This window comes from Streptococcus sp. 20925_1_44 (genome assembly GCF_041432435.1).
Classification (GTDB): Bacteria; Bacillota; Bacilli; order Lactobacillales; family Streptococcaceae; genus Streptococcus; species Streptococcus infantis.
Map to the genome: position 1 here is coordinate 100,136 of NZ_JAPVZQ010000004.1, position 25,402 is coordinate 125,537.

The 25,402-nt window shown below is 41.3% G+C and carries 23 protein-coding genes; 16 read left to right on the forward strand and 7 right to left on the reverse strand.

The genetic code is table 11. The annotated features are described in order from the left end of the window. Window positions 1-50: 50 nt before the first annotated feature. From pnp to dtd, 9 genes are all read left to right on the forward strand, one after another. Entirely contained in the window at window positions 51-2,273 is a 2,223-nt protein-coding gene (gene pnp / locus O3643_RS06105) for a polyribonucleotide nucleotidyltransferase (RefSeq protein ID WP_371500564.1), read from the forward strand. 14 nt (window positions 2,274-2,287) lie between these two features. Further along, a complete protein-coding gene (gene cysE / locus O3643_RS06110; protein WP_049494272.1) occupies window positions 2,288-2,905 on the forward strand; it encodes a serine O-acetyltransferase in 618 nt (205 codons plus the stop codon). Window positions 2,906-2,939: 34 nt separating this feature from the next. Further along, window positions 2,940-3,701 (forward strand): nucleoside phosphorylase, encoded by a 762-nt coding sequence (locus tag O3643_RS06115; RefSeq protein WP_371500566.1) that lies wholly within the window; start codon window positions 2,940-2,942, stop codon window positions 3,699-3,701. A gap of 43 nt (window positions 3,702-3,744) precedes the next feature. Further along, window positions 3,745-5,088 (forward strand): cysteine--tRNA ligase, encoded by a 1,344-nt coding sequence (cysS, locus tag O3643_RS06120; protein WP_371500568.1) that lies wholly within the window; start codon window positions 3,745-3,747, stop codon window positions 5,086-5,088. Beyond that, on the forward strand, window positions 5,081-5,467 hold the full coding sequence (locus tag O3643_RS06125; RefSeq protein ID WP_004251273.1) for a Mini-ribonuclease 3: 387 nt from the start codon (window positions 5,081-5,083) through the stop codon (window positions 5,465-5,467). Before cysS ends, O3643_RS06125 begins: the two co-directional genes overlap by 8 nt. A 2-nt stretch (window positions 5,468-5,469) precedes the next feature. Continuing rightward, window positions 5,470-6,339 carry a helix-turn-helix domain-containing protein gene (locus O3643_RS06130; RefSeq protein WP_371500570.1) on the forward strand — a complete coding sequence of 290 codons (870 nt, stop codon included), beginning with the start codon at window positions 5,470-5,472 and terminating at the stop codon, window positions 6,337-6,339. 112 nt (window positions 6,340-6,451) lie between these two features. Next, complete coding sequence (locus tag O3643_RS06135; RefSeq protein ID WP_004251267.1) at window positions 6,452-7,582, forward strand: ABC transporter ATP-binding protein; 1,131 nt, start codon at window positions 6,452-6,454, stop codon at window positions 7,580-7,582. A 145-nt stretch (window positions 7,583-7,727) separates the two neighbouring features. Then, window positions 7,728-9,944, forward strand: a complete 2,217-nt coding sequence (locus O3643_RS06140; protein ID WP_016465541.1) for a bifunctional (p)ppGpp synthetase/guanosine-3',5'-bis(diphosphate) 3'-pyrophosphohydrolase — start codon at window positions 7,728-7,730, stop codon at window positions 9,942-9,944. A 30-nt stretch (window positions 9,945-9,974) separates the two neighbouring features. Next, the gene (gene dtd, locus O3643_RS06145; RefSeq protein WP_371500573.1) at window positions 9,975-10,418 is read left to right on the forward strand and encodes a D-aminoacyl-tRNA deacylase; all 444 of its coding nucleotides are present in this window, start codon (window positions 9,975-9,977) and stop codon (window positions 10,416-10,418) included. A gap of 40 nt (window positions 10,419-10,458) precedes the next feature. Here dtd and O3643_RS06150 read toward each other — a convergent pair whose 3' ends face one another. The 5 genes from O3643_RS06150 to O3643_RS06170 form a co-directional block, all read right to left on the reverse strand. Beyond that, the gene (locus tag O3643_RS06150; protein ID WP_371500575.1) at window positions 10,459-11,109 is read right to left on the reverse strand and encodes a metal-dependent transcriptional regulator; all 651 of its coding nucleotides are present in this window, start codon (window positions 11,107-11,109) and stop codon (window positions 10,459-10,461) included. A gap of 238 nt (window positions 11,110-11,347) precedes the next feature. After that, a complete protein-coding gene (tpx, locus tag O3643_RS06155; protein WP_371500577.1) occupies window positions 11,348-11,842 on the reverse strand; it encodes a thiol peroxidase in 495 nt (164 codons plus the stop codon). A 121-nt stretch (window positions 11,843-11,963) separates the two neighbouring features. Beyond that, window positions 11,964-12,896: a metal ABC transporter substrate-binding lipoprotein gene (locus tag O3643_RS06160; protein ID WP_371500579.1), complete on the reverse strand. Its 933-nt coding sequence runs from the start codon at window positions 12,894-12,896 to the stop codon at window positions 11,964-11,966. 26 nt (window positions 12,897-12,922) lie between these two features. After that, window positions 12,923-13,771 (reverse strand): metal ABC transporter permease, encoded by an 849-nt coding sequence (locus tag O3643_RS06165; protein ID WP_004251242.1) that lies wholly within the window; start codon window positions 13,769-13,771, stop codon window positions 12,923-12,925. Further along, on the reverse strand, window positions 13,768-14,490 hold the full coding sequence (locus O3643_RS06170) for a metal ABC transporter ATP-binding protein (protein ID WP_006152594.1): 723 nt from the start codon (window positions 14,488-14,490) through the stop codon (window positions 13,768-13,770). Before O3643_RS06170 ends, O3643_RS06165 begins: the two co-directional genes overlap by 4 nt. A gap of 179 nt (window positions 14,491-14,669) precedes the next feature. On the opposite strand from O3643_RS06170, the gene O3643_RS06175 reads away from it, so the two are divergent. Then, complete coding sequence (locus tag O3643_RS06175) at window positions 14,670-16,562, forward strand: M13 family metallopeptidase (protein ID WP_371500582.1); 1,893 nt, start codon at window positions 14,670-14,672, stop codon at window positions 16,560-16,562. 38 nt (window positions 16,563-16,600) lie between these two features. Here the strand turns inward: O3643_RS06175 and O3643_RS06180 are convergent, their stop codons facing one another. Both O3643_RS06180 and O3643_RS06185 read right to left on the reverse strand, forming a co-directional pair. Then, window positions 16,601-17,230, reverse strand: a complete 630-nt coding sequence (locus tag O3643_RS06180; protein WP_371500584.1) for an MBL fold metallo-hydrolase — start codon at window positions 17,228-17,230, stop codon at window positions 16,601-16,603. Window positions 17,231-17,334: 104 nt separating this feature from the next. Beyond that, a complete protein-coding gene (locus O3643_RS06185) occupies window positions 17,335-18,411 on the reverse strand; it encodes a DUF2974 domain-containing protein (RefSeq protein WP_371500757.1) in 1,077 nt (358 codons plus the stop codon). A 94-nt stretch (window positions 18,412-18,505) separates the two neighbouring features. Between O3643_RS06185 and O3643_RS06190 the strand changes: the two genes are divergently transcribed. The 6 genes from O3643_RS06190 (at window position 18,506) to O3643_RS06215 (ending at window position 25,228) form a co-directional block, all read left to right on the forward strand. Then, window positions 18,506-19,183, forward strand: a complete 678-nt coding sequence (locus O3643_RS06190; RefSeq protein WP_000548968.1) for a response regulator transcription factor — start codon at window positions 18,506-18,508, stop codon at window positions 19,181-19,183. Next, window positions 19,176-20,150: a sensor histidine kinase gene (locus tag O3643_RS06195; RefSeq protein WP_371500586.1), complete on the forward strand. Its 975-nt coding sequence runs from the start codon at window positions 19,176-19,178 to the stop codon at window positions 20,148-20,150. Before O3643_RS06190 ends, O3643_RS06195 begins: the two co-directional genes overlap by 8 nt. Before the next feature lie 325 nt (window positions 20,151-20,475). Beyond that, the gene (locus O3643_RS06200) at window positions 20,476-21,234 is read left to right on the forward strand and encodes an ABC transporter ATP-binding protein (protein ID WP_006152604.1); all 759 of its coding nucleotides are present in this window, start codon (window positions 20,476-20,478) and stop codon (window positions 21,232-21,234) included. 1 nt (window position 21,235) lies between these two features. Next, on the forward strand, window positions 21,236-23,227 hold the full coding sequence (locus tag O3643_RS06205; RefSeq protein ID WP_371500588.1) for an ABC transporter permease: 1,992 nt from the start codon (window positions 21,236-21,238) through the stop codon (window positions 23,225-23,227). A gap of 631 nt (window positions 23,228-23,858) precedes the next feature. Then, entirely contained in the window at window positions 23,859-24,182 is a 324-nt protein-coding gene (locus O3643_RS06210; RefSeq protein ID WP_001253404.1) for a potassium channel family protein, read from the forward strand. Then, window positions 24,179-25,228, forward strand: coding sequence for a DUF389 domain-containing protein (locus O3643_RS06215; protein WP_371500590.1), 1,050 nt, complete (start codon window positions 24,179-24,181; stop codon window positions 25,226-25,228). Before O3643_RS06210 ends, O3643_RS06215 begins: the two co-directional genes overlap by 4 nt. Window positions 25,229-25,402 lie beyond the last annotated feature (174 nt).

Consider the following 25,402-nt stretch of genomic DNA (forward strand, 5'->3'; position numbering starts at 1 on the left):
TGATTTTTGTAGGCAAGGCGTATAATTTTATCAATCCAAAGGGGATTAAAATGACAAAACATGTGTTTCAAACGACTTTTGCGGGTCGTGAGTTGATCGTAGAGACTGGTCAGGTTGCTAAGCAAGCAAATGGCTCTGTTGTGGTGCGTTACGGTGAGTCAACTGTCTTGACGGCTGCCGTTATGTCTAAGAAGATGGCAACTGGGGATTTCTTCCCGCTTCAAGTCAACTACGAAGAAAAAATGTATGCAGCTGGGAAGTTTCCTGGTGGCTTTATGAAACGTGAAGGACGTCCTTCAACAGACGCGACTTTGACAGCGCGTTTGATTGACCGTCCAATCCGTCCAATGTTTGCGGAAGGTTTCCGTAATGAAGTGCAAGTCATCAATACTGTTCTTTCTTACGATGAAAATGCATCTGCACCAATGGCAGCGATGTTTGGTTCATCATTGGCACTTTCTATCTCAGATATCCCATTTGATGGCCCAATCGCTGGGGTACAAGTGGGTTACGTCGATGGCCAAATCATCATCAACCCAACGCAAGAACAAGCAGAGCAATCGCTTCTTGAATTGACAGTAGCCGGTACTAAGCACGCTATTAACATGGTAGAGTCTGGTGCCAAAGAATTGTCAGAAGAAATCATGTTGGAAGCCCTTCTCAAAGGACATGAAGCTGTCAAAGAATTGATTGCCTTCCAAGAAGAAATCGTTGCGGCAGTTGGTAAAGAAAAAGCAGCAGTTGAATTGCTTCATGTAGATGCTGAATTGCAAGCTGAAATCATCGCAGCCTACAACAGCGACCTTCAAAAAGCTGTTCAAGTTGAAGAAAAATTGGCTCGTGAAGCTGCAACTCAAGCAGTGAAGGATCAAGTAACAGCAGTTTACGAAGAAAAATATGCTGACCACGAAGAATTTGACCGTATCATGCGTGATGTAGCTGAAATCTTGGAACAAATGGAACACGCAGAAGTGCGCCGTTTGATCACAGAAGACAAGGTACGTCCTGATGGTCGTAAGGTCGATGAAATCCGTCCTTTGGATGCGGTTGTTGACTTCGTTCCCCGTGTGCACGGTTCAGGTCTCTTTACTCGTGGACAAACTCAGGCTCTTTCTATCTTGACTTTGGCGCCAATGGGTGAAACGCAAATCATCGATGGTTTGGATCCAGAGTACAAGAAACGCTTTATGCACCACTATAACTTCCCACAATACTCTGTTGGGGAAACAGGTCGTTACGGTGCTCCAGGTCGCCGTGAAATTGGTCACGGTGCTCTTGGAGAGCGTGCCCTTACTCAAGTATTGCCAAGCTTGGAAGAATTCCCATACGCTATCCGTCTAGTAGCAGAAGTCTTGGAATCAAACGGTTCTTCATCTCAAGCCTCTATCTGTGCCGGAACTCTTGCCCTTATGGCTGGTGGTGTGCCAATCAAGGCACCAGTAGCAGGGATTGCTATGGGTCTCATCTCAGATGGCAACAACTATACAGTATTGACAGATATCCAAGGTTTGGAAGATCACTTTGGAGATATGGACTTCAAGGTTGCAGGTACTCGCGATGGTATTACAGCCCTTCAGATGGATATCAAGATCCAAGGGATTACTGCAGAAATCTTGACGGAAGCTCTTGCACAAGCCAAGAAAGCCCGTTTTGAAATCCTTGATGTGATCGAAGCAACTATTCCAGAAGTTCGTCCAGAATTGGCTCCAACTGCTCCGAAAATTGATACCATTAAGATTGATGTTGATAAGATCAAGATTGTCATCGGTAAAGGTGGAGAAACCATCGATAAGATCATTGCTGAAACAGGCGTTAAGATTGACATCGACGAAGAAGGTAACGTATCTATCTACTCTAGCGACCAAGATGCTATCAACCGTGCTAAAGAAATCATTGCTGGTTTAGTTCGTGAAGCTAAAGTGGACGAAGTCTACCATGCCAAAGTTGTTCGTATCGAGAAATTTGGTGCCTTTGTCAACCTCTTTGACAAGACAGATGCCCTCGTACACATCTCTGAAATGGCTTGGACTCGTACTAATAATGTAGAAGATTTAGTTCAAATTGGTGATTTTGTAGATGTGAAGGTTATTAAGATCGATGAAAAAGGTCGTGTAGACGCTTCTATGAAGGCACTCTTGCCACGTCCGCCAAAACCTGAACGTTCAGAAGAAAAAGGGGATAAAGGTCATCGTCATGGCGATCGTCCTCGTCACCACCACAAGGACCACAAACCTAAGAAAGAAACTACAGAAACACCAAAAGACTCAGAATAAGAAAGGAGAAATGTATGGGATGGTGGCGTGAAACCATTGATATCGTAAAAGAAAATGATCCAGCGGCTCGCACTACCTTGGAAGTCTTGCTGACCTATCCGGGTGTCAAAGCCTTGGCTGCTCACCGTCTCTCTCATTTTCTCTGGAAACATGGCTTTAAGCTTTTAGCTCGTATGCACAGCCAGTTTTGGCGTTTTTGGACGCAGATAGAGATTCACCCTGGTGCTCAGATCGAATCAGGTGTCTTTATTGACCATGGAGCAGGACTTGTGATTGGGGAGACAGCTATCGTTGAAAAAGGTGTTCTTCTCTACCACGGAGTGACTCTCGGTGGGACAGGTAAGGATAGTGGCAAACGCCATCCGACCGTTCGTAAAGGAGCTCTTATCTCTGCTCATGCCCAAGTTATCGGACCTGTAGAAATCGGTGAAAATGCCAAAGTCGGTGCCGCTGCTGTCGTTGTGGCAGATGTTCCTAGCGATGTAACGGTTGTCGGCATTCCTGCTAAAATTGTCCGAGTACATGGGCAAAAGGATGAACCGACCATTCACGAAGTCGAAGAAAAACGTGAATACTACGTCAATAAACTTGAGCAAGCGAGAGAAGCCAGCCACAGATCGTCTGGTTTGTAATGAGAAGTGACTCTTTAATTAGGAGGTTAGGCCGATGCTATTAGAAGAATTTGAAAATGTACCTGCTGTTATCGAGCCAACTGATCGAAGCCTCCTTAGTGGTGGAGAAATCTGTGATACGATTATTTTATCTTTTAATGGAGAAATCGTTGAACGAGTAAAGCAGTTTGAAGATGTTTACGAAGGTGGTTATCTAACCAATCTAAATGGTAGATTTCCATGGTATATCTATGAAAAAGATGGGAGTAAGGTAGCAGTTGCTATAGCTACGATTGGAGCTCCAATGGTTGTTGGACTCTTAGAAGAACTCAAAGCAAGAGGATTTAAGAACTTTATTGTTTTGGGTTCTTGCGGAGTTTTAGATCAGTCTATTCAGGCAGATAAGATTATCCTACCAAGTTCAGCTCTACGTGATGAAGGTACAAGTTACCATTACGCTCCTGCAAGTGATGAGATAGCTTATGATGAAACTCTACTCCTAACCATAGAAGAAGCTTTAAACAAATCTGATATTGAGCACATTCGAACAAAGGCTTGGACCACAGATGCTTTCTATCGTGAAACAGCTGATAAGGTCAAACGTAGACTAGCAGCAGGTGCGACTGTTGTAGATATGGAAGCCTCAGCAATCATGGCTTGGGCACAATTTCGACAAGCAAAAGTTTATCAATTTTTTTATACAGCTGATTATGTTGACCATCATAATCATGAGTGGGATGCAAGATACGAAGAAAGAAAAGCAGATGCTATGACTTTCTTTGATATAGCATTAGTAATTGCTAGAGAGTTGGATTGAAACAACTCTTTACGATAAACAAGACACAGAAAGGAGTCAGTGAGTGATTAAAATCTATGACACCATGTCTCGTGATTTGCGAGATTTTGTCCCAATCGAGGACGGCAAGGTTAAGATGTATGTCTGTGGGCCAACTGTATACAACTACATTCACGTAGGGAATGCCCGTTCGACAGTAGCCTTCGATACCATTCGTCGTTACTTTGAGTACCGTGGCTATGAGGTTACCTATATTTCTAACTTTACGGATGTGGATGATAAGATTATCAACCGTGCTAAGGAAGAAGGTATCACACCTCAAGAAGTCGCGGATAAGTACATCGCTGCCTTCCGTGAAGACGTGACGGCTCTTGGTGTTAAGCCTGCGACTCGTCATCCGCGTGTAGTGGAGTTTATGGCGGATATCATCCGCTTTGTCTCTGACTTGATTGAAAAAGGCTATGCCTATGAGAGTCAAGGGGATGTCTACTTCCGTGTGGAAAAATCCCATAACTATGCTAAGTTAGCCAATAAAACCCTAGAAGACTTGGAGTTAGGAGCTTCAGGTCGTACCGATGAAGAAACGGCTCGTAAGGAAAATCCTGTGGACTTTGCCCTTTGGAAATCTGCAAAACCAGGAGAGATTTCTTGGGACAGTCCTTGGGGACCTGGTCGTCCGGGATGGCATATCGAATGTTCGGTTATGTCAACGGAGATTTTGGGCGATACTATCGATATTCACGGTGGTGGAGCTGACCTTGAGTTTCCACACCACACCAACGAAATTGCCCAGTCAGAAGCCAAAACAGGTAAGACCTTTGCTAACTACTGGATGCACAATGGCTTTGTCAATATCGACAATGTCAAGATGTCCAAGTCATTGGGGAATTTCATCACCGTGCATGATGCCCTCAAGACCATTGATGGCCAAGTGCTTCGTTTCTTCTTTGCGACTCAGCATTACCGCAAACCTATCAACTTTACGGAAAAGGCTGTGCGCGATGCTGAGACCAATCTCAAGTATCTGAAGAACACTTATGAGCAACCATTTACTGGAACTGTAGATGCGGAGGAGTTGCAAGCTTTTAAAGATAAGTTCGTAGCTGCAATGGATGAGGATTTCAATACAGCAAATGGTATCACAGTCGTCTTTGAAATGGCCAAGTGGATCAACTCAGGCAACTATGATGCAGCGGTTAAGGAAGCTCTTGCGGCTATGTTAGAGGTCTTTGGTATTGTTTTTGTCGAGGAAGTTTTGGATGAAGAGATTGAAGCCTTGATTCAAAAACGTCAAGAAGCGCGTGCCAATCGTGATTTTGCGACAGCTGACCAAATCCGTGACCAATTGGCTGCTCAAGGGATTAAGCTATTGGATACCAAGGATGGAGTGAGGTGGACACGTGATTGATGTCAATCTCATTAACGGGATTGCTCTAGCCTTTGAAGGAGATGCGGTGTATTCTATGTATATTCGACGTCACCTCATCCTAAAAGGCATGACCAAGCCCAATAAACTCCACCAAGAGGCAACCAAGTATGTGTCGGCCAAGGCTCAGGCACGCTTGATTTCCCTTATGTTAGAAGAAGAAGTCCTGACGGAAAAGGAAGAAGAAATCTATAAACGTGGTCGCAATACCAATAGTCATACCAAGGCAAAGAACGCAGATGTAGTGACCTACCGTATGTCTACAGGTTTTGAAGCGGTCATGGGTTATCTTCATATGACTGAAAATGTGGAGCGCCTAGAAACCTTGATTTCTTGGTGTATCCAAAAAGTGGAGGGCTAGGAATGATTGCAAAAGAATTACTAGATTGGTTTCCACAAGCTCAAATCGTAGATCAGCCAATTGATAAGGAAGGTTTTCTTACGCTGCCAGTTTCCTCGCAACAGTGGATTTTACTGGAGGAAGTTGGACTAAGCGAACGTGAGAAACAGTTGGTAGCTCTCTTAACCCAGCAGGAGCAAACGATCTCGCTCAATCCTTGGTATAGTTATTTGATTGAGGGCAAGGGACAAGCACCGCAAAGTTTTAAAAAGCTACAAGTTGTCTATTGTCACCTTTCTTATTACCAACAGGAAAACCTAACTTCTTGGTTGGATATGATGAGAACCCTCTTTCCTAATTGCGAGACAGTGCTTCAGGTGGGAGCTCAGGATTACCTATTTGTTCTCCAACAGGCCAAATATACTTCTGTTCGCTCAATCTTGATGGATACCTTGGAAGCCGTAGAGTATGACTTCGGGGTTCGTCTGTCCATCATGCTGGGGCAGGTCTGGTCGCAAACAGGAAATCAGAGTTTGACAGATCTCATCAAAGCAGAACGTGACTTATTTAAAAACTGGTGGCGTCAAGGCCACCAAGGATTCCATACGTTTTCTCAACTTTACCTTTGGAGTATGGGTGAACAAATGGTGGATCTTGGCTTGATAAAAGATTATCTCCACCAGATGATTTTGGATCAGGATCAAATTCAGGAAATCATTCTCTCCTTATGGGAAAATAGTGCAGTCCTAACTAAAACAGCACAACAACTGTATTTGCACCGCAATTCTCTCCAATACAAGATTGATAAATGGGAAGAGTTGACAGGGCTTCAGTTGAAAGAACTGACAGATTTGACCTTGTGTTATCAATTGATTTTACCAGATATTATTTAAAGTTTTGTGCAAGTTGCACAGAACTTTTTTATTTTTTTGGTCACCTTGCCATAGAAATGTAAAGCGTTTTCATTTATAATAAAACTATCAAAAATAAAAGGAGTTCACCGAAATGGTAGAATTAAATCTTAAAAACATTTACAAAAAATATCCAAACAGCGAGCACTATTCAGTTGAAGACTTCAACTTGGACATCAAAGACAAAGAATTTATCGTTTTCGTAGGACCTTCAGGATGTGGTAAATCAACTACTCTCCGTATGATTGCAGGTCTTGAAGATATCACAGAAGGTACTGCATCTATCGATGGCGTTGTTGTCAATGACGTAGCTCCAAAAGACCGTGACATCGCCATGGTATTCCAAAACTACGCTCTTTACCCACACATGACTGTATACGATAACATGGCTTTCGGTTTGAAATTGCGTAAATACAGCAAAGAAGACATCGACAAACGTGTACAAGAAGCAGCAGAAATTCTTGGTTTGAAAGAATTTTTGGATCGTAAACCAGCTGACCTTTCAGGTGGTCAACGTCAACGTGTTGCCATGGGACGTGCTATTGTCCGTGATGCTAAGGTATTCTTGATGGACGAACCTTTGTCAAACTTGGATGCAAAACTTCGTGTATCTATGCGTGCTGAAATCGCTAAAATCCACCGTCGTATCGGAGCTACAACTATCTACGTAACTCACGACCAAACAGAAGCGATGACACTTGCAGACCGTATCGTTATCATGTCAGCTACTAAAAACCCTGCTGGTACTGGTACTATCGGACGTGTTGAACAAATCGGTACTCCTCAAGAAGTTTACAAAAACCCAGTTAACAAATTCGTAGCAGGATTCATCGGAAGCCCAGCTATGAACTTCATCAACGTTAAATTGATCGGTGACCACATCGTTGGTGACGCCTTTAACTTGAAAGTTCCAGAAGGTGCTTTGAAAGTTCTTCGCGATAAAGGTTACGAAGGTAAAGAATTGATCTTCGGTATCCGTCCAGAAGATGTGAACGCAGAACCTGCTTTCCTTGAAACATTCCCAGAATCAGTTGTGAAAGCAACTATCTCTGTATCAGAATTGCTTGGTTCAGAATCTCACCTATACTGCCAAGTTGGTAAAGATGAATTCGTTGCTAAGGTTGACGCACGTGACTACTTGCAAGCTGGTGCAACTGTGGAACTTGGATTTGACTTGAACAAAGCTCACTTCTTTGACGTAGAAACTGAAAAGACAGTTTACTAAGATAGATTTGAATTAAAACAACACTACTAGAGTTTTTCTAGTAGTGTTTTTTTATAAAGTTTAGAAACTCGGATAGAAGGAGACTTTACTAGTTTTCTTATTGACTAAAAAGTGTTAAAATGGTAGGAAGAACTGGAGAGTATGCATGCCAAAAGAAGTAATTTATTCTGGCGATGAAGTCGTCGCTTTAACGCAAAAATATTTATCGAAAGAAGATGTGGCTTTTGTCCATAAGGCCTTGGTTTATGCTGTAGAGTGCCATTGTGGTCAATGTCGTAAATCTGGCGAACCCTACATTATCCACCCTATCCAGGTAGCAGGTATCTTGGCTAAGCTCAAGTTGGACGCTGTCACTGTTGCCTGTGGTTTTTTGCATGACGTGGTAGAAGACACAGATGCTACTTTGGATGACTTAGAGCGCGAGTTTGGTCATGATGTTCGAGTGATTGTAGACGGTGTTACCAAGCTTGGTAAGGTCGAATACAAGTCTATAGAAGAGCAGCTAGCTGAAAACCACCGCAAGATGCTCATGGCTATGTCAGAGGATATCCGTGTTATCTTGGTCAAACTGTCTGACCGATTGCATAACATGAGAACCCTTAATCACCTTCGTAAAGATAAGCAGGAACGAATTTCCAGAGAAACCATGGAAATCTACGCACCACTTGCTCACCGTCTGGGGATTTCAAGTGTTAAGTGGGAACTAGAGGATCTTTCCTTCCGTTACCTCAATCCGACAGAGTTTTACAAGATAACTCATATGATGAAGGAGAAACGTCAAGAACGTGAAGCCTTGGTCGATGAAGTTGTGACGAAACTCGAGGAGTATTCATCTGAGCGCAATCTTACAGGAAAAATCTATGGTCGTCCTAAGCATATCTACTCTATTTACCGTAAAATGCAGGACAAGAAAAAACGCTTTGAGGAGATCTATGACCTGATTGCCATTCGCTGTATCCTAGATACTCAGAGTGATGTCTATGCCATGTTGGGTTACGTTCATGAGCTATGGAAACCAATGCCAGGACGTTTCAAGGATTATATTGCCAATCGTAAAGCCAATGGTTACCAGTCTATCCATACGACTGTTTATGGACCAAAAGGACCAATTGAGTTCCAGATCCGTACCAAGGAAATGCACGAGGTTGCTGAGTACGGGGTTGCGGCTCACTGGGCCTACAAAAAAGGAATGAAAGGCCAAGTTAATAGCAAAGAATCTGCCATTGGGATGAACTGGATCAAGGAGATGATGGAACTCCAAGATCAGGCGGATGATGCCAAGGAATTTGTAGATACGGTCAAAGAAAACTATCTGGCAGAAGAGATTTATGTCTTTACTCCAGACGGAGCGGTTCGTTCTCTTCCAAAGGATTCTGGACCGATTGACTTTGCCTATGAGATTCATACCAAGATCGGGGAAAAAGCAACTGGTGCCAAGGTCAATGGCCGTATGGTTCCTTTGACTACCAAGCTGAAAACGGGTGACCAGGTTGAAATCATCACCAATCCAAATTCATTTGGACCAAGCCGTGACTGGCTCAATATGGTTAAGACCAGCAAGGCCCGCAATAAAATTCGTCAATTCTTTAAAAATCAGGATAAAGAATTATCCATCAATAAAGGCCGTGAAATGCTGATTAGTCAGCTCCAAGAAAACGGCTATGTGGCCAATAAATTTATGGACAAGCGTCACATGGATGAAGTTCTTCAAAAAACCAGCTACAAGACAGAAGAAGCTCTCTTTGCAGCCATTGGTTTTGGAGAAATCGGAGCCATTACTGTCTTCAATCGTTTGACGGAAAAAGAACGTCGTGAAGAAGAGCGTGCCAAGGCTAAGGCAGAAGCAGAAGAACTGGTCAAGGGTGGCGAAGTCAAGGTAGAGAACAAGGACACGCTTAAGGTGAAGCATGAGGGTGGAGTTGTCATCCAAGGTGCTTCTGGGCTCTTGGTCCGGATTGCCAAATGTTGTAACCCTGTTCCAGGTGATGATATCGTTGGTTATATTACCAAGGGTCGCGGAGTTGCCATCCACCGTGTGGACTGTATGAACCTTCGTTCACAGGAAAATTATGAGCAACGTCTGCTAGATGTTGAATGGGAAGACCAATTCTCAACCAAGGAATATATGGCTCATATCGATATCTATGGACTCAACCGTTCTGGTCTTTTGAATGATATCTTGCAAGTCCTATCAAACACGACTAAGAATATCTCTTCGGTTAATGCCCAACCGACCAAGGATATGAAATTTGCCAATATCCATGTATCCTTTGGAATTTCTAACCTTTCAATGTTGACAACGGTGGTTGATAAAATTAAGAGTGTACCAGAAGTCTACTCAGTCAAACGGACCAATGGTTAAGTATGCTCGATACAGTCAGAAAGGATTTCTATGAAAATCATCGTTCAGCGAGTCAAGCAAGCTCAGGTTTCTATTGAGGGACAAATTCATGGTCAAATCAAACAAGGCCTCTTGCTCCTAGTGGGTGTTGGACCTGAGGACCAGAAAGAAGATATGGAGTATGCAGTCAGAAAACTGGTCAATATGCGGATCTTTTCGGATGACGAAGGCAAGATGAACCTATCTGTTAAGGATATCCAAGGAGAAATTCTCTCCATCTCTCAATTCACTCTGTTTGCTGATACCAAAAAAGGCAATCGTCCAGCCTTTACAGGCGCCGCTAAACCATATATGGCTGAGGCCTTCTATCAAAATTTTAACAAGGAACTAGCCAAAGAGGTTCCCGTTGAAACAGGTGTCTTCGGAGCAGATATGCAGGTAGAACTGGTCAATGATGGGCCGGTAACTATCATCCTTGATACAAAAAATAAATAAGAAAAACCATGCTTGTTAGCTTGGTTTTTTTGTGACGTATTTAGTTAATTTTTTCAACATAGAGCTGTTTGGCGATTTCTAGACTTACCAAGAGTTCTTCATTGTTGTGAATCAAAGTAAAGGTATTAGAGAAATCATCAAACTGTTGAACTTGGAGTTTGTCTCCGATATTGATGGCATGTTTTTCCAGATATTTTAGGAGATCAAAACTATCGTGAACGCGAGTCAGGAGATAGGTTCCAGCTTCTTTGGTTTCTGATAGTGGTAGGTTGTTGATTTCAACCAACAGCTCTCCTTTAGCAGGAATGGTACCACCGTGAGGGCAAGTTTTTGGGAAACCTAGCATACTTTCTAATCTTTCCACAAAAAAGTCTGAAACAGTATGTTCTAATACTTCAGCTTCCTCATGAATTTGGTCACTGGTATAGTCTAGATGGTGGACCAGAAAAACCTCGATCAGACGATGTTTACGATAAAGTTCTGATACAAGTGTTAGCCCAATATCGGTTAGCAAGTATCCTTTTTTCTTATCTTTTAAGATGAGATTTTCAGACTGCATGCGCTTAATCATTTCAGTTACAGCTGGAGGAGATACCTGCATTCGAGCAGAAATTTCCTTGTTGGTAATCTTAGGAACATCCATGCCAATCTCATAAATACATTTTAAGTAGTCTTCTTTATTTGGTGTCATTCGTATTTCCTTGTTTATTATCTCCATCTAGTATACCAAAAAAGAGGCTGGGACAAAAGTCCTAGCCTCTCAATTTTCTTTGGATTGTCGAGCAAGACGCAGTGGTTGAGTGGACTCTACTACGCTGATTTCATCAGCTTTTACAGCCCTACTCAACTGTGCGGAGGTGGGACGACGAAATCGAATTCTAACGAATTACCGATTTCTGCCCCACTCTCTATTGCTACAAGAGCTGGACTTAGTTGAGTTCTTTTGCAGCTGCAATAGCGGCTTCAAAGTCTGGCTCGCTGTTGATATTGTCTACGTATTCGACGTAGCGGATGGTATTATCGGTATCGAGCACAAAAACTGCGCGTGCAAGCAGATGCCATTCATTGATTAAGAGGGCATAATCGCGTCCAAAGGAGTGGTCGAAGTAGTCTGAGAGCATGATGGCATTCTCAATTCCTTCAGCACCACACCAGCGCTTTTGAGCGAAGGGGAGGTCCATAGACACCGTTAAGACAACAGTGTTGTCTAAGCTAGCCAATTCTTGGTTAAAGCGACGAGTCTGAAGTGAGCAGATACCAGTGTCGATAGAAGGAATGACACTCAAAATCTTTTTCTTGCATTCAAAATCAGACAGTGTTTTTTTAGAGAGGTCAGTCGTTGTGAGAGAGAAATCAAGTGCCTTGTCTCCTACTTGTAGTTGTTTTCCTGTAAACGTAACAGGGTTTCCAAGGAATGTAGTCATAAGCTACTCCAATCTTTTTTCTTTCATTCTACATTAAATGTTCAGAGTTTTCCAATAATTTGACCGGATTTTGAATCATTTTAAAAACGCCAATTCATGGTGACTGACGTTTTTAAAATGATTATTTAGCTAAACCTTCAGAAATCTTGTCAAGATTGTATTTCATCATGTTGTAGTAGCTGTCACCTTCTTTACCTTCTTCAGCAATTGAGTCAGTAAAGATTTGTGCGTAAATTGGAATATTTGTGTCTTGTGAAACAGTCTTCATTGGACGATCATCGACACTGGATTCAACAAATAGTGATGGAACTTTCATTTGGCGAAGTTTTTCAACCAAAGTCTTGATTTGGTCAGGTGTTCCTTCTTCTTCAGTGTTGATTTCCCAAATGTATGCACTTGGTACACCGTAAGCTTTAGAGAAGTATTTGAAGCACCCCTCGCTGGTTACGATGAGTTTCTTGTCAGCATCAATAGCGTTAAATTTCTCTTTGGCTTCCTTGTCAAGCTTGTCTAGTTTTTCAGTGTATTCTTTGAGATTCTTTTCGTAGAATTCCTTGTTGCTAGGGTCTTTGGCGATGAGTTGCTTAGCAATATTTTGAGCATAGATGATCCCATTTTCAAGATTGAGCCAAGCGTGTGGGTCTTCTTTCCCTTTTTCATTTTCCCCTTCTAGGTAGATGACATCAACGCCTTCACTAACTGCAAAGTAGTCTTTGTTTTCAGTTTTCTTAGCATTCTCAACTAATTTTGTAAACCAGGCATTTCCACCTGTTTCAAGGTTGATACCATTGTAGAAAATTAAGTCGGCCTGCGAAGTTTTCTTGACGTCTTCTGGTAGTGGCTCGTACTCGTGTGGGTCTTGTCCTACAGGAACGATACTATGAAGATCAATCTTATCTCCTGCGATATTTTTAGTAATATCAGCGATAATTGAATTTGTAGCTACGACCTTTAATTTGTGGTCACTTGTGGCCGTGTCTTTTTTTCCAGTAGAACATGCTACAAGAGCAATTACGGAAAGAAAGAGAACCAGCAATGCACCTATTTTTTTCATTATATTCCTCCAGAGGGGCTCCCTCATTATTGTTTGATTTTTTTATTTTTCAGCTTCAGATAACGTTGTTTTGGTGCGATAAAGAAACTGATGAGAAAGAAACTTGCAGATGTCAGCACGATACTTGAACCTGCAGCCAGGTTAAAGCTATAACCGATAAAAAGTCCCAAGACAGAAGCTAGAGCTCCCAAGCCTGATGAAAGAAAAATCATGGTCTTTAGACTATTGGCGTAAAGATAAGCTGTCGCGGCTGGAGTAATCAGCATGGCTACGATAAGGATGGTTCCGACACTTTGCATAGCAGTCACTGACACCAAAGTCAAGAGTATCATGAGTAGATAGTGGTAGAAATTAACAGGCATCCCCATAGCCTTGGCTAGGAGTTCATCAAAGGATGTAATCAAGAGTTGCTTGAAGAAAATCCCGATAATCAATAGAATGAGAGCTCCCATACCGATGGTAATATACATGTCTATGTCTTGCACAGCTAAGATATTCCCAAAGAGAATATGGAAGAGGTCAGTCGAGCTTTTAGCCACACTAATCAAGATAATGCCCAGAGCCAATAAAGATGAAAAGGTAATCCCAATGGCAGTGTCACTCTTGATAATAGAGTTCCCCTTGATGTAGGTGATGATGACAGAGGCAAGCAGTCCAAAGATGATAGCACCAATAAAGAAGTCAATTCCTAAAATAAAAGAAAGAGCTACACCAGGTAAGACAGCGTGCGAGATAGCATCTCCCATAAGGGACATACCACGGAGAATGATAAAGCATCCGACCGCTCCAGCAACAATACCAATCACAACAGCTGTAATCAAGGCATTTTGGAGAAAGTGGAAGTTCTGCAATCCATCTATAAATTCTGCAATCATAGGTCACCTCCATTGAAAAAGAGTCGGTCACCATAAGCTTGTTTGAGATTGGCTTGGGTGAAGGTCTCCTTTGTTGGACCAAAGGCAATTAGCTCCTTGTTGAGAAGGAGTACCTGGTCAAAATAATGGGCAACCTTGCCGAGGTCATGGTGAACGATAAGGACAGTCTTGCCAGCTTTTTTAAGTTCTCTCAGCGTGTTCATGATGATCTCTTCACTGACAGAGTCAATCCCCACAAAGGGCTCGTCTAAGAGAATATAATCAGCATCTTGAACTAGACAACGGGCAATCAAGACACGCTGGAATTGGCCACCAGAGAGTTGACTAATCTGACGATCTGCGTAGTCAGAAAGTCCAACAATTTCTAGTGCTTCAGCCACCTTTTGCCAGTGGTTTGCTTTTAAAGTGTGAAAGAGTGGAATGGATGGATAGAGTCCCAGAGAGACACATTCTTTTACCTTGATAGGGAAGTTGTAGTCGATATGAATTTTTTGCTCGACATAGGCAACTTTCTTAAGAGATTTTTTCATTTCTTTATCTTCGATAAAAGCATGTCCTTCATGTGGGATAATGCCCAGCATACCTTTTAATAATGTTGATTTCCCGGCGCCGTTTGGACCAATAATTCCGGTAATCGTTGGTCCTTGGAGCACTAGTGAAATATCCTTAAGTGCCAACGTTTCTTTGTAGGAGACACTGAGGTTTTCGATACGTATCATACAGTTGTATTCCTCCTGGATTTTAATATACCTTAATTTTATTTTTAAGTCAAGTTAATTTTGGTAAAAATTTAAAATATTAATGATGAAATCGATCAGTAAGAGACGGCATTTTTAATTGCATTCCCCAGGGATTTTTGCTAAGCTAAGAATAAGTGAAAAATGAAAGCGAGAACAAGATGACACGATATCAAGATGATTTTTATGATGCCATAAATGGTGAGTGGGAAAAGACTGCGGTCATTCCAGCTGACAAATCGCGAACAGGTGGTTTTATCGACCTTGATGAAGAAATCGAAGACTTGATGCTAACAACAACTGACAAGTGGTTGGCTGGAGAAGATGTTCCTGAAGATCCCATCCTAGCAAACTTTGTCAAATACCATCGTATGGTCAGAGATTTCGACAAGCGAGAAGCTGATGGCATCAAGCCAGTCCTTCCTATGCTTAAGGAATACCAAGATTTGGAGAGCTTCGCGGACTTTACAAGAAAGCTAGCAGAGTTTGAATTAGCTGGTAAACCAAACTTCCTTCCATTTGGTGTATCACCAGACTTTATGGATGCTAGAACCAATGTTCTTTGGGCTAGTGCTCCAGGAACAATCTTGCCAGATACGACCTACTATGCGGAAGACCATCCACAGCGTGAGGAATTATTGAATCTTTGGAAAGAAAGTACTGCTAATCTCCTCAAAGCCTATAACTTCTCAGATGAAGAAATCGCAGATTTGCTAGAGAAACGATTGGAATTGGACCGCCGTATCGCAGCTGTCGTACTTTCAAACGAAGAGACTTCAGAGTATGCCAAACTTTACCATCCTTATTCTTATGAAGATTTCAAAAAGTTTGCACCTGCCCTACCTCTCGATGACTTCTTCCAAGCTGTGATTGGACAAACTCCAGATAAGGTTATCGTAGATGAAGAACGTTTCTGGCAAGCAGCAGAGCAATTCTATAGTGAAGAAGCTTGGCCTCTACTCAAAGCAAGCTTGATCTTGAGTGTGGTTAATCTTTCAACGAGCTATTTGACAGATGAGATTCGTATCTTGTCAGGTGCCTACGGCCGAGCTCTTTCAGGAGTTCCAGAGGCTCAAGACAAGCGCAAGGCAGCTTACCATTTAGCTCAAGGACCATTCAAACAAGCCCTGGGTCTTTGGTATGCCCACGAAAAATTCTCTCCAGAAGCCAAGGCAGACGTAGAGAAAAAAGTGGCGACCATGATTGATGTTTATAAGGAGCGTTTGGCTAAAAATGACTGGCTGACTCCTGAAACTCGAGAAAAAGCCATCGTCAAACTCAATGTCATCAAGCCTTATATCGGTTATCCAGAAGAACTGCCAGCCCGCTATAAGGACAAGGTTGTAGATAAATCTGCTAGTCTCTTTGAGAATGCTCTAGCCTTTGCGCGTGTGGAAATCAAGCACAGTTGGAGCAAGTGGAATCAGCCGGTTGATTACAAGGAGTGGGGAATGCCTGCTCATATGGTCAATGCCTACTACAATCCACAAAAGAACTTGATTGTCTTCCCAGCTGCTATCTTACAGGCACCATTCTATGACTTGCATCAGTCATCTTCTGCCAACTATGGTGGTATTGGTGCAGTTATCGCCCATGAAATTTCTCACGCCTTTGATACTAATGGAGCTTCCTTTGATGAAAATGGAAGTCTCAAGGATTGGTGGACTGAGAGCGACTACGCAGCCTTTAAAGAAAAAACACAGAAGGTTATCGAACAGTTTGATGGCCAAGAATCTTACGGTGCAAAAATCAATGGGAAATTAACTGTATCCGAAAACGTTGCCGACCTTGGAGGAATCGCTGCAGCGCTAGAAGCTGCTAAGAGAGAGCCAGATTTCTCAGCTGAAGAGTTCTTCCATAACTTTGCTCGTATCTGGCGTATGAAAGGCCGCCCAGAGTTGATGAAACTCATGGCTAGCGTTGACGTACACGCGCCAGCTAAACTCCGTGTTAACGTCCAAGTGCCAAACTTCGATGACTTCTTTACAACCTATGATGTCAAAGAAGGCGACGGAATGTGGCGTGCACCAGAAGACCGTGTGATTATTTGGTAATACAAAAACCAAGGATGATTGTCCTTGGTTTTTATGTTTTAGAAAAATGGATTGAAGGTTTTTTCGTGAGCGATGGTAGTAGAAGGTCCGTGCCCTGGATAGACATCGTAGTTTGGGAGAGTAAAGAGCTGGGTTTGGACACTATGAAGGAGTTGTTCCATACTACCAGTTGGCAAATCTGTCCGACCAATGGTTTCTCGGAAAAGGGCATCTCCCGTTAAGACTAAGTGTCCATCTGGGAAAACCAATGAAACTCCACCGATAGAGTGGCCTGGCGTTGGTAAGACTGTAAAGCGGAATTCTTCAATCTGGTATTCTTCATGAAAGACAAAGGTGTGTTCAGCTGGTCTACACACGACATCTGCCATATCGTCGTGTCGAGGGAGCCCAGAGAGATTATCAACAGGGGTATAGAGCCAAGAAGCTTCACTTTCTGCTACATAGACTGGAGGATTTCCAAAAGTATCTCTAACTAGGTCAATACTCATAATATGGTCGTAGTGAGTGTGGGTCAGAAGAATGGCACAGACCGGTTTGTTGATGGTTTCGATAGTCTTGCGAATGGCCTCCCAGTTGCTACCAGGATCGACTACAATCAGGTGTTGCTCTCCTTCGAGATAATAAGTATTTTCATAGGCGATAGGATTCACAGTTTTATGGATTTTCATAGGATTTCCTCTTTCATAGATTTACAGTTTCTAGTATAACACAGAAGCATAAAATAAGGAATCAACAAGAAAGTCCCTCCATAAAGGAAGGGACTTTTAACTTTTTAAAAATGATTTTTCCAGGCTTGGAAGCGTGCATCCAGTAGGAGTTGTGTCAGGTTTTTTAAAATTTCAACTTGCTCGGGCTCCAGTGTCTGGGCTTGAGAAACAAGTTGTCGAACATGGTCAATAGCATTTCTAGAAGATAAATCATTGATGGAAGTGATTCCAGATTCTAGTATGGTTCCGAAAAAGAGATCAAAGTAGAGCTCTAGTTCTTCATCGGGCACACTGTCCACCCATTCTTTAAGAGCGTCTTTGATTTGGAGACTTTCGCTACTAATTTCCTCTAGTTGGACAAAGTGGTGTCCTTCAGTTAGCCAGCTAAAGGTATTGTGTTGAGCGATTCCACCGAGAGCCGTAGATTTGACGACGGTAGGAGTATCAGGCACTTCAAGCATCATGCCGATGACAGAACCTTGTGGGACATAACGGTGAAATTTAGGGATAACATCTTGATAACCAGTCGTTTCTGTCAGATGAGCCTGCAAACCAGGAGCATCGTAGGTATAAACTGCTGATATCTTTTCCTGCAATTCAGGCTGGATTTGACTAGCAGCAAAGACGGCTAGATTCCCACCCTTAGAATGCCCAGCAAGAAGTACTTTTTGTTTTGGATATTGTTTAAAGAAATCTTCCAAGTATTCAAGAGCATCCTTTTGGGCAGGGATTTCCTTCATATAGGTCATATGGAAATCTTCCTTCCAGCCAATAATACTGTCGTCTGTGCCACGAAAGACAATTAGATAAGTATCTAGGTTCAGACGATAGGTCATAGCAGCGAACTGTTTCTGTTGCTCAGTGTCAATCTCGTTAATAAAGTTGGATAGTTTGCAATTTCTAAAACGTTTGTGTTGGGCAAGCTGGTCTAAAAGTTGCAGACGTTCTTTATTGGTCAGCATGGTACTTTCTCGAGGGACACGTGTTGCGACATCGCTTAAACGATTGACAGGCTGGTCCAATAGGTTATCAAAAGGAAGATAGGTCAGCTTTGTCAAAGCAAGTACATCCAGTTCATTTAAGGGAAGATCATAAAAAGAATCGTATTGAACATCAGTTAGATAGTCAAAAATATTGGCCATGAGAATTCCTTTCTTAACTTTTATCATATCAGATTTGCATCAATTTCGCTAGTAGTCAGAAGAATTTTGCTATAATATAAAAAAGGAGGAGCAGATGCATAAGATTTTACTAGTAGAAGATGATCCAGTAATCCGTCAGCAAGTTGGGAAAATGCTCTCCGAATGGGGATTTGAAGTAGTCATGGTAGAAGACTTTATGGAAGTTCTGACGTTATTTGTTCAGTCTGAGCCTCATCTGGTCCTGATGGATATTGGATTGCCTCTCTTTAATGGTTATCATTGGTGTCAGGAAATTCGCAAGATTTCCAAAGTTCCTATTATGTTTCTGTCTTCAAGAGATCAGGCTATGGACATCGTGATGGCTATTAATATGGGAGCAGACGATTTTGTGACCAAGCCTTTTGACCAGCAGGTCCTTTTAGCTAAGGTACAAGGATTATTGCGCCGCTCTTATGAATTTGGAAGGGATGAAAGTCTCCTAGAATATGCAGGAGTTATTCTCAATACCAAGTCTATGGATGTGCATGTCAATGGCAAAGCTATCAGTTTAACAAAGAATGAATTTCAGATTTTGCGAGTTTTATTTGAGCATGCTGGAAATATCGTAGCGCGTGATGATTTGATGCGGGAACTCTGGAACAGTGACTTTTTTATCGATGACAATACCTTATCTGTTAATGTCGCTCGCTTGCGCAAGAAACTGGAGGAAGAAGGTTTGATTGGTTTTATCGAAACTAAGAAAGGGATAGGGTATGGATTGAAACATGCTTGAACTTAAAAGTTTTTTTCTAGCTTATATCCGTTCGCGTAGCCGTTTTTTTGCTTTTATTCTATCGCTTACAGGTTTGCTTTTTCTCTTTGAAATCTTGTTTGATAACCAAGTGCCCTACTTTAACTATTTCTTCTTTCTATCTACATTTTTGACACTTTTGTTTTTGGTATTTGATTTCTTGATAGAATTGCAACGTTATCGTAAGGAATTGCTCTATGGCGAAAGAAAAGCTAAGTCACCAATGGAAGTCCTTCTAACTGAAAAATTAGAGAAAAGCGAATCTGAACTCTATCAAAAGAAATCAGATGCTGAAAACCGCTATAATGATTTGGTGGACTACTATACACTCTGGGTTCATCAGATAAAAACACCAATTGCAGCCAGTAAACTCCTAGTGAGTGAGGTGGAGGATCGCCAACTGAAGCAACAGTTGGAACAGGAAATTTTTAAGATTGATTCCTATACCAACCTCGTTCTCCAATATCTACGCTTAGAAAGCTTCCATGATGATTTGGTGTTGAAGAAAGAAAATTTAGAAGATCTAGTCAAGGAAGTCATTCGCAAATATGCCATTTTCTTTATCCAGAAAGGCCTAAGTGTCGATCTGCATGACTTGGATAGAAGGATTGTGACGGATAAAAAATGGCTGTTGGTAGTCATTGAACAAATCCTGTCAAATAGCCTCAAGTACACAAATGAAGGTGGGGTTGAAATCTACATGGAAGGTTCAGACCTTTGCATCAAAGATACTGGTATTGGTATCAAAAACAGTGATCGGTTGCGAGTCTTTGAACGTGGATTTTCAGGATATAATGGTCGAATGACCCAGCAGTCATCTGGACTTGGACTCTATCTAACCCAGAAAATCAGCCAAGAATTAGGACATCAGATTCAAATAGAATCCGAACTTGGGCAAGGAACAACTGTGAGGATTAAGTTCTCTGAAGTGGATTTACTGATTGAATGAAAAGAATTGTGAAGAGCTTGGAAGAAACCTTTCAAGCTCTTCTTTAGACCTTGATATAGTGAGAAAAAGGCTTCAATTATTTAAAAATGTAATCTTACAAAAATGTAAGATTAAAGGCCTCTTTTGTAAGGTTATGTTATGGCAAGCCACCTTTTTTTGGAGTAAACTTAGAGCATAAAGAAAAAGGAGAGAAACCATGAAAACAATTTTACAAAAGAAACAAACAAGTAAGCCGAGTCCAAAGGAAATCGAGCGAGTTCAAATCGGCATCGAAATGATGCAAGCTCAGTTTCAATTAATGGGATATTAAAAAGGAGAAGTTAAAATGACACTATTAGATGTAAAACACGTTCAAAAGATTTATAAAACTCGCTTTCAAGGCAATCAAGTAGAAGCTCTGAAAGATATTCACTTTACCGTTGAAAAAGGCGACTACGTTGCTATCATGGGTGAGTCTGGATCTGGTAAATCTACTCTATTGAATATTCTTGCTATGCTTGACAAGCCAACGCGTGGCCAGGTCTTCCTAAATGGAACTGACACAGCTACCATTAAAAATTCTGAAGCATCAAGCTTCCGTCGTGAAAAGTTAGGCTTTGTCTTCCAAGACTTCAATTTGTTAGATACGCTTTCTGTTAAAGACAATATCTTACTCCCTTTGGTATTGTCTAGAAAGCCTATTACAGAAATGATGAAAAAATTGGTCGTGACGGCCGAAAATCTTGGCATCAATCAATTGCAGGAGAAGTACCCTTATGAAATCTCTGGAGGGCAAAAACAAAGGGTAGCAGTTGCACGGGCTATCATCACAGAACCAGAAATTCTTCTTGCGGACGAGCCAACTGGTGCCCTAGACTCTAAATCATCTGCAGCCCTCCTTGATATCTTTGATCAGATCAACGAGCAAGGGCAAACCATTCTCATGGTGACCCACTCAACAGCTGCGGCTAGCCGTGCAAAACGTGTTCTTTTCATCAAGGACGGTATTCTCTATAATCAAATCTACCGTGGTGAAAAGACGGATCGTCAGATGTTCCAAGAAATCTCTGACACCTTGACTGTTATGGCAAGTGAGGTGAACTAGTATGTTTCGATTAACCAATAAGTTGGCCATATCCAACTTAATTAAAAACCGCAAACTCTATTATCCGTTTGCTTTGTCTGTCATTTTGGCAGTCACAATTAGCTATCTCTTTTACTCTCTAGCCTTTAATCCTAAAATTGTGGATTTACGTGGTGCATCTGCTATACAATTTACCCTACAACTAGGGCTTGTCGTTGTGACACTTGCATCTGCCATTATTGTGCTTTATGCCAACAGTTTTGTCATGAAAAATCGCTCCAAAGAACTGGGTGTATATGGCATGTTGGGCTTAGAAAAGCGCCATTTAATTGGTATGACCTTTAAGGAACTCTTGATATTTGGGCTAGTAACAGTCACTGCCGGGATTGGAATTGGTGCCCTCTTTGATAATCTGATTTTCGCTTTACTACTTAAACTTGCAAAGATGAAGGTGGAGCTAGTTGCAACTTTCCAATGGTCCGTAGTGCTTTCAATCCTTCTGGTATTCGGTTTTATCTTTTTAGTCATCGTTTTCCTGAACGCTGTACGCATTATCCGTATGGATGCTCTCCAGCTTTCTAGAGAAAAAGCGAAGGGTGAGAAGAAGGGGCGTTTCCTAGTTCTTCAGACACTTGTAGGGCTAATAGCTCTAGGAAGTGGATACTATCTAGCTCTAAGCGTAACAGATGCTTTCAAAGCTGTCGCTACTTTCTTTATTGCGGTTATGTTAGTTATTGTAGGGACCTATCTCTTATTCAATGCTGGTATTACAGTTTTCTTACAGTTGCTCAAGAAAAATAAGGGATATTACTACCAACCCAACAACCTCATCTCTGTTTCTAACCTTATCTTTCGTATGAAGAAAAATGCTGTCGGATTAGCAACCATTGCCATCCTTTCAACCATGGTTTTGGTTACTATGTCTGCAGCTACTAGTATCTACAACGGATCTGAGAATATGAAAAAACTCATGTATCCTCACGATTTTGATGTTAAGGGACAACATGTAGAAGTTGAAGATTTAGATAAGCTTTTGACTCAATACGCTAGTGAAAAGAACCTAACCATCAGCAATAAGGACGTCCTCAGTTATGCAAGTTTCGGTCTTTCGAGTCAAGACGGGACCAAATTAACCATCTTTGAAAAAGGGCAAAACAATGTCATGCCTAAGACAGTCTTCCTGGTTTTTGATCAAAAAGATTATGAAAAAATGACTGGACAAAAGCTAAACCTTACTGGTAACGAAGTAGGACTTTGGGCTCGAAATGACCAACTTAAAGATCAGAAAGCATTTAGTCTGAACAATCAGGACTATACGATCAAGGAAGCAATCCAGCAGGATTTTATTGCCAATCATGTTTCCAATCCCTATGTACTATTGGTATCGGATTATAACTATCTTGTAGTAGCTGATATTCAAAGTTTTTTGGAACAGTACCAGGATTCCGCTGTCTACACTCAGTTCTACGGTGGTATGGATGTAACTGCTAGTCTAGAGGAACAGTTAAAGCTATCTGATGATTTTGAGGAGTTTGTAAATAATTTTAGTCATAATCTCAAAAATGAAGACGGCATGGTTTATGGTGGAGGCACTGCAAGTGACGCAATTGCCCAAATGAATGCTCTCTTTGGAGGAGTTCTCTTTATTGGTATTTTCCTCTCTATCATCTTTATGATTGGAACTGTACTCGTTATCTACTATAAACAAATCTCAGAAGGTTATGAGGATCGTGAACGCTTTGTCATCCTACAAAAAGTGGGCTTGGATCAAAAACAAATCAAACAAACCATTAACAAGCAGGTCTTGACTGTTTTCTTCCTCCCTGTAATCTTTGCTTTCCTACACTTGGCTTTTGCCTATCATATGTTAAGTTTGATTCTTAAGGTCATTGGGGTAGTAGATACAGCTATGATGTTAAGTGTAACACTTTCTATTTGTGGTATCTTTACCCTCATCTACGTACTTATCTTTATGATTACTTCAAGAAGCTATCGTAGAATTGTTCAAATGTAAAAACAGAAACATCAAAAAAGAGAGTGGGACAGAAATCCTAGCCTCTCAATTGTCTTTGGATTGTCGAGTAAGACGCAGTGGTTGAGTGGGCTCTACTACGCTGATTTCATCAGCTTTTACAGCCCTACTCAACTGTGCGGAGGTGGGACGACGAAATCGAATTCTAACGAATTAACGATTTCTGTCCCACTCTCTTTTTAGCTAGCTAGGATTTTGTACCAGGTTTTATCTCTTATTTCTCAACACTTGATTTGTTGGCGAGATCAGCTAGGATTGTTGCTACAAACTCATCATGTTTAAACATTAAAACGGTATCTACTTTCAGAGGAGATATCGTTTTTCTTCTTCGGATAAGGATACAAAAATTTCTTCCTTTCTCTATCTTTTAAATTAATTGATTTCTTCAGAGAAAGACTGTAAAATTTTTGATATAATGTTAAGAAGGGACTGATTCAAGACAGTCATATCTGGTCTTTCTTCCAGTCATTTTTCAAACAATATCAGTTGATAATCAGCTTAAATCAGATCTATCAGTTTGTCTATCTTTCTCTGATGGAGATCATGTCCTATCTTCACTTTGATTATTGGAAAAAACGGCTCGGTCAGGAGCTAGTATGAATAAGGAGAACAAATGAGACGTTTAAAAATGTTATGGCATATTATACAGGTTACGGGTTTTACTCGGTTTGCTCTGAGTTTTGTGACCTTTGTTTTTGGGTCAGGAGGCGTGCTTTTCCTAGTTGAACCTGCTATCACAAATTACGGAGACGGTCTTTGGTATGCTTTTGTGACTTCGACGACTGTCGGCTACGGGGATCTCCTAGCTGTGACCTTGATTGGAAGGATTACCAGTGTCTTCTTGACGATTTATGGGCTCATATTTTTTGGCTGTTTATCAGCTGTTATTATTAATTATTATACCGATTTAAATAAGGAAAGAGGAGAGGACAAATGACTGCCAATTATTCAACACGGGAATACCGTGAGAAATTATACGATGACCTTCATGTTCGATTGAGAGATACACTGATTTTGATGTGTTCGATTTTTATTGCCTCTATAGGTCTAAATATGAATTCAACAGCTGTCGTTATTGGAGCCATGCTGATTTCCCCTCTTATGACACCGATTGTTGGACTGGGGTTTGGTTTAGCTATTTTTGATACGCGTTTAATCAAGCAATCTCTACAGGTTTTATTTACTCAAGTATTGGTCAGTTTGCTTGTATCGACTCTGTATTTCTGGATTTCTCCCTTATCTTATGCAAGTAGCGAGTTGATTGCACGAACCTCTCCAACCATTTGGGATGTTCTCATTGCTATTGCTGGTGGGATAGCAGGTTTCATTGGTTCAAGGAAAAAAGAAGCAAACAATATCGTACCAGGAGTAGCCATCGCAACAGCTCTGATGCCACCTATCTGCACTGCAGGATATGGTTTAGCTAATGGAAATGTACGATTTTTATTTGGGGCCCTTTATCTTTTCTTGATCAACTGTGTCTTTATCATGCTAATCAACATTGTTGGAACAAGAATTTTTATGAGAAAATCTCCCTTAAGTTCATTTAATGAGCTAAGCATTAAAATGAGAATTGGGTTGATATCCTTGATTGTATTGTTGGTCCTTCCAGCCAGCTATTCAGCAGTCACTCTGACGATGGATCAAGCGCGAAAAGAAGGGATCAAACAGTTTGTAGAAAATGAGTTCGCCAATCATACGGTCATTAATCAAGTCTACAAGTCAAGTAGCAATGAATTAGTCTTGACGGTTGTTGGAGGTCCGATTTCAGAAGAAGAATTAGAAACTATTCGCCAAAAACAAGCCTCTTACGGGATTCAATCTGTTCAATTGAAAGTCAAGCAATTCAACAATTCGGCAAAATTAGATAGTGAGACGATCAAGGAATTTTACGAAAACATTGACAAGTATATCGATCAAAAACTCTCTGAAAAAGATTCACAAGATGATATCGTAAAAGAAATTGAGGCAGACAAGGACTGAGGATAGTCAACTTATCTAACTCATGGAAGCAAATCTTGGGAGGATATCCTATATCCAAAAGTTAATGGATAGAAAGGATTGTTGATGAGAATACTATTTGTGGTGGTTTGATCAATCACTACTAACTCAGGTTAAATAAAATATAAAAAGCAACAACTATTTCAGTTGTTGCTT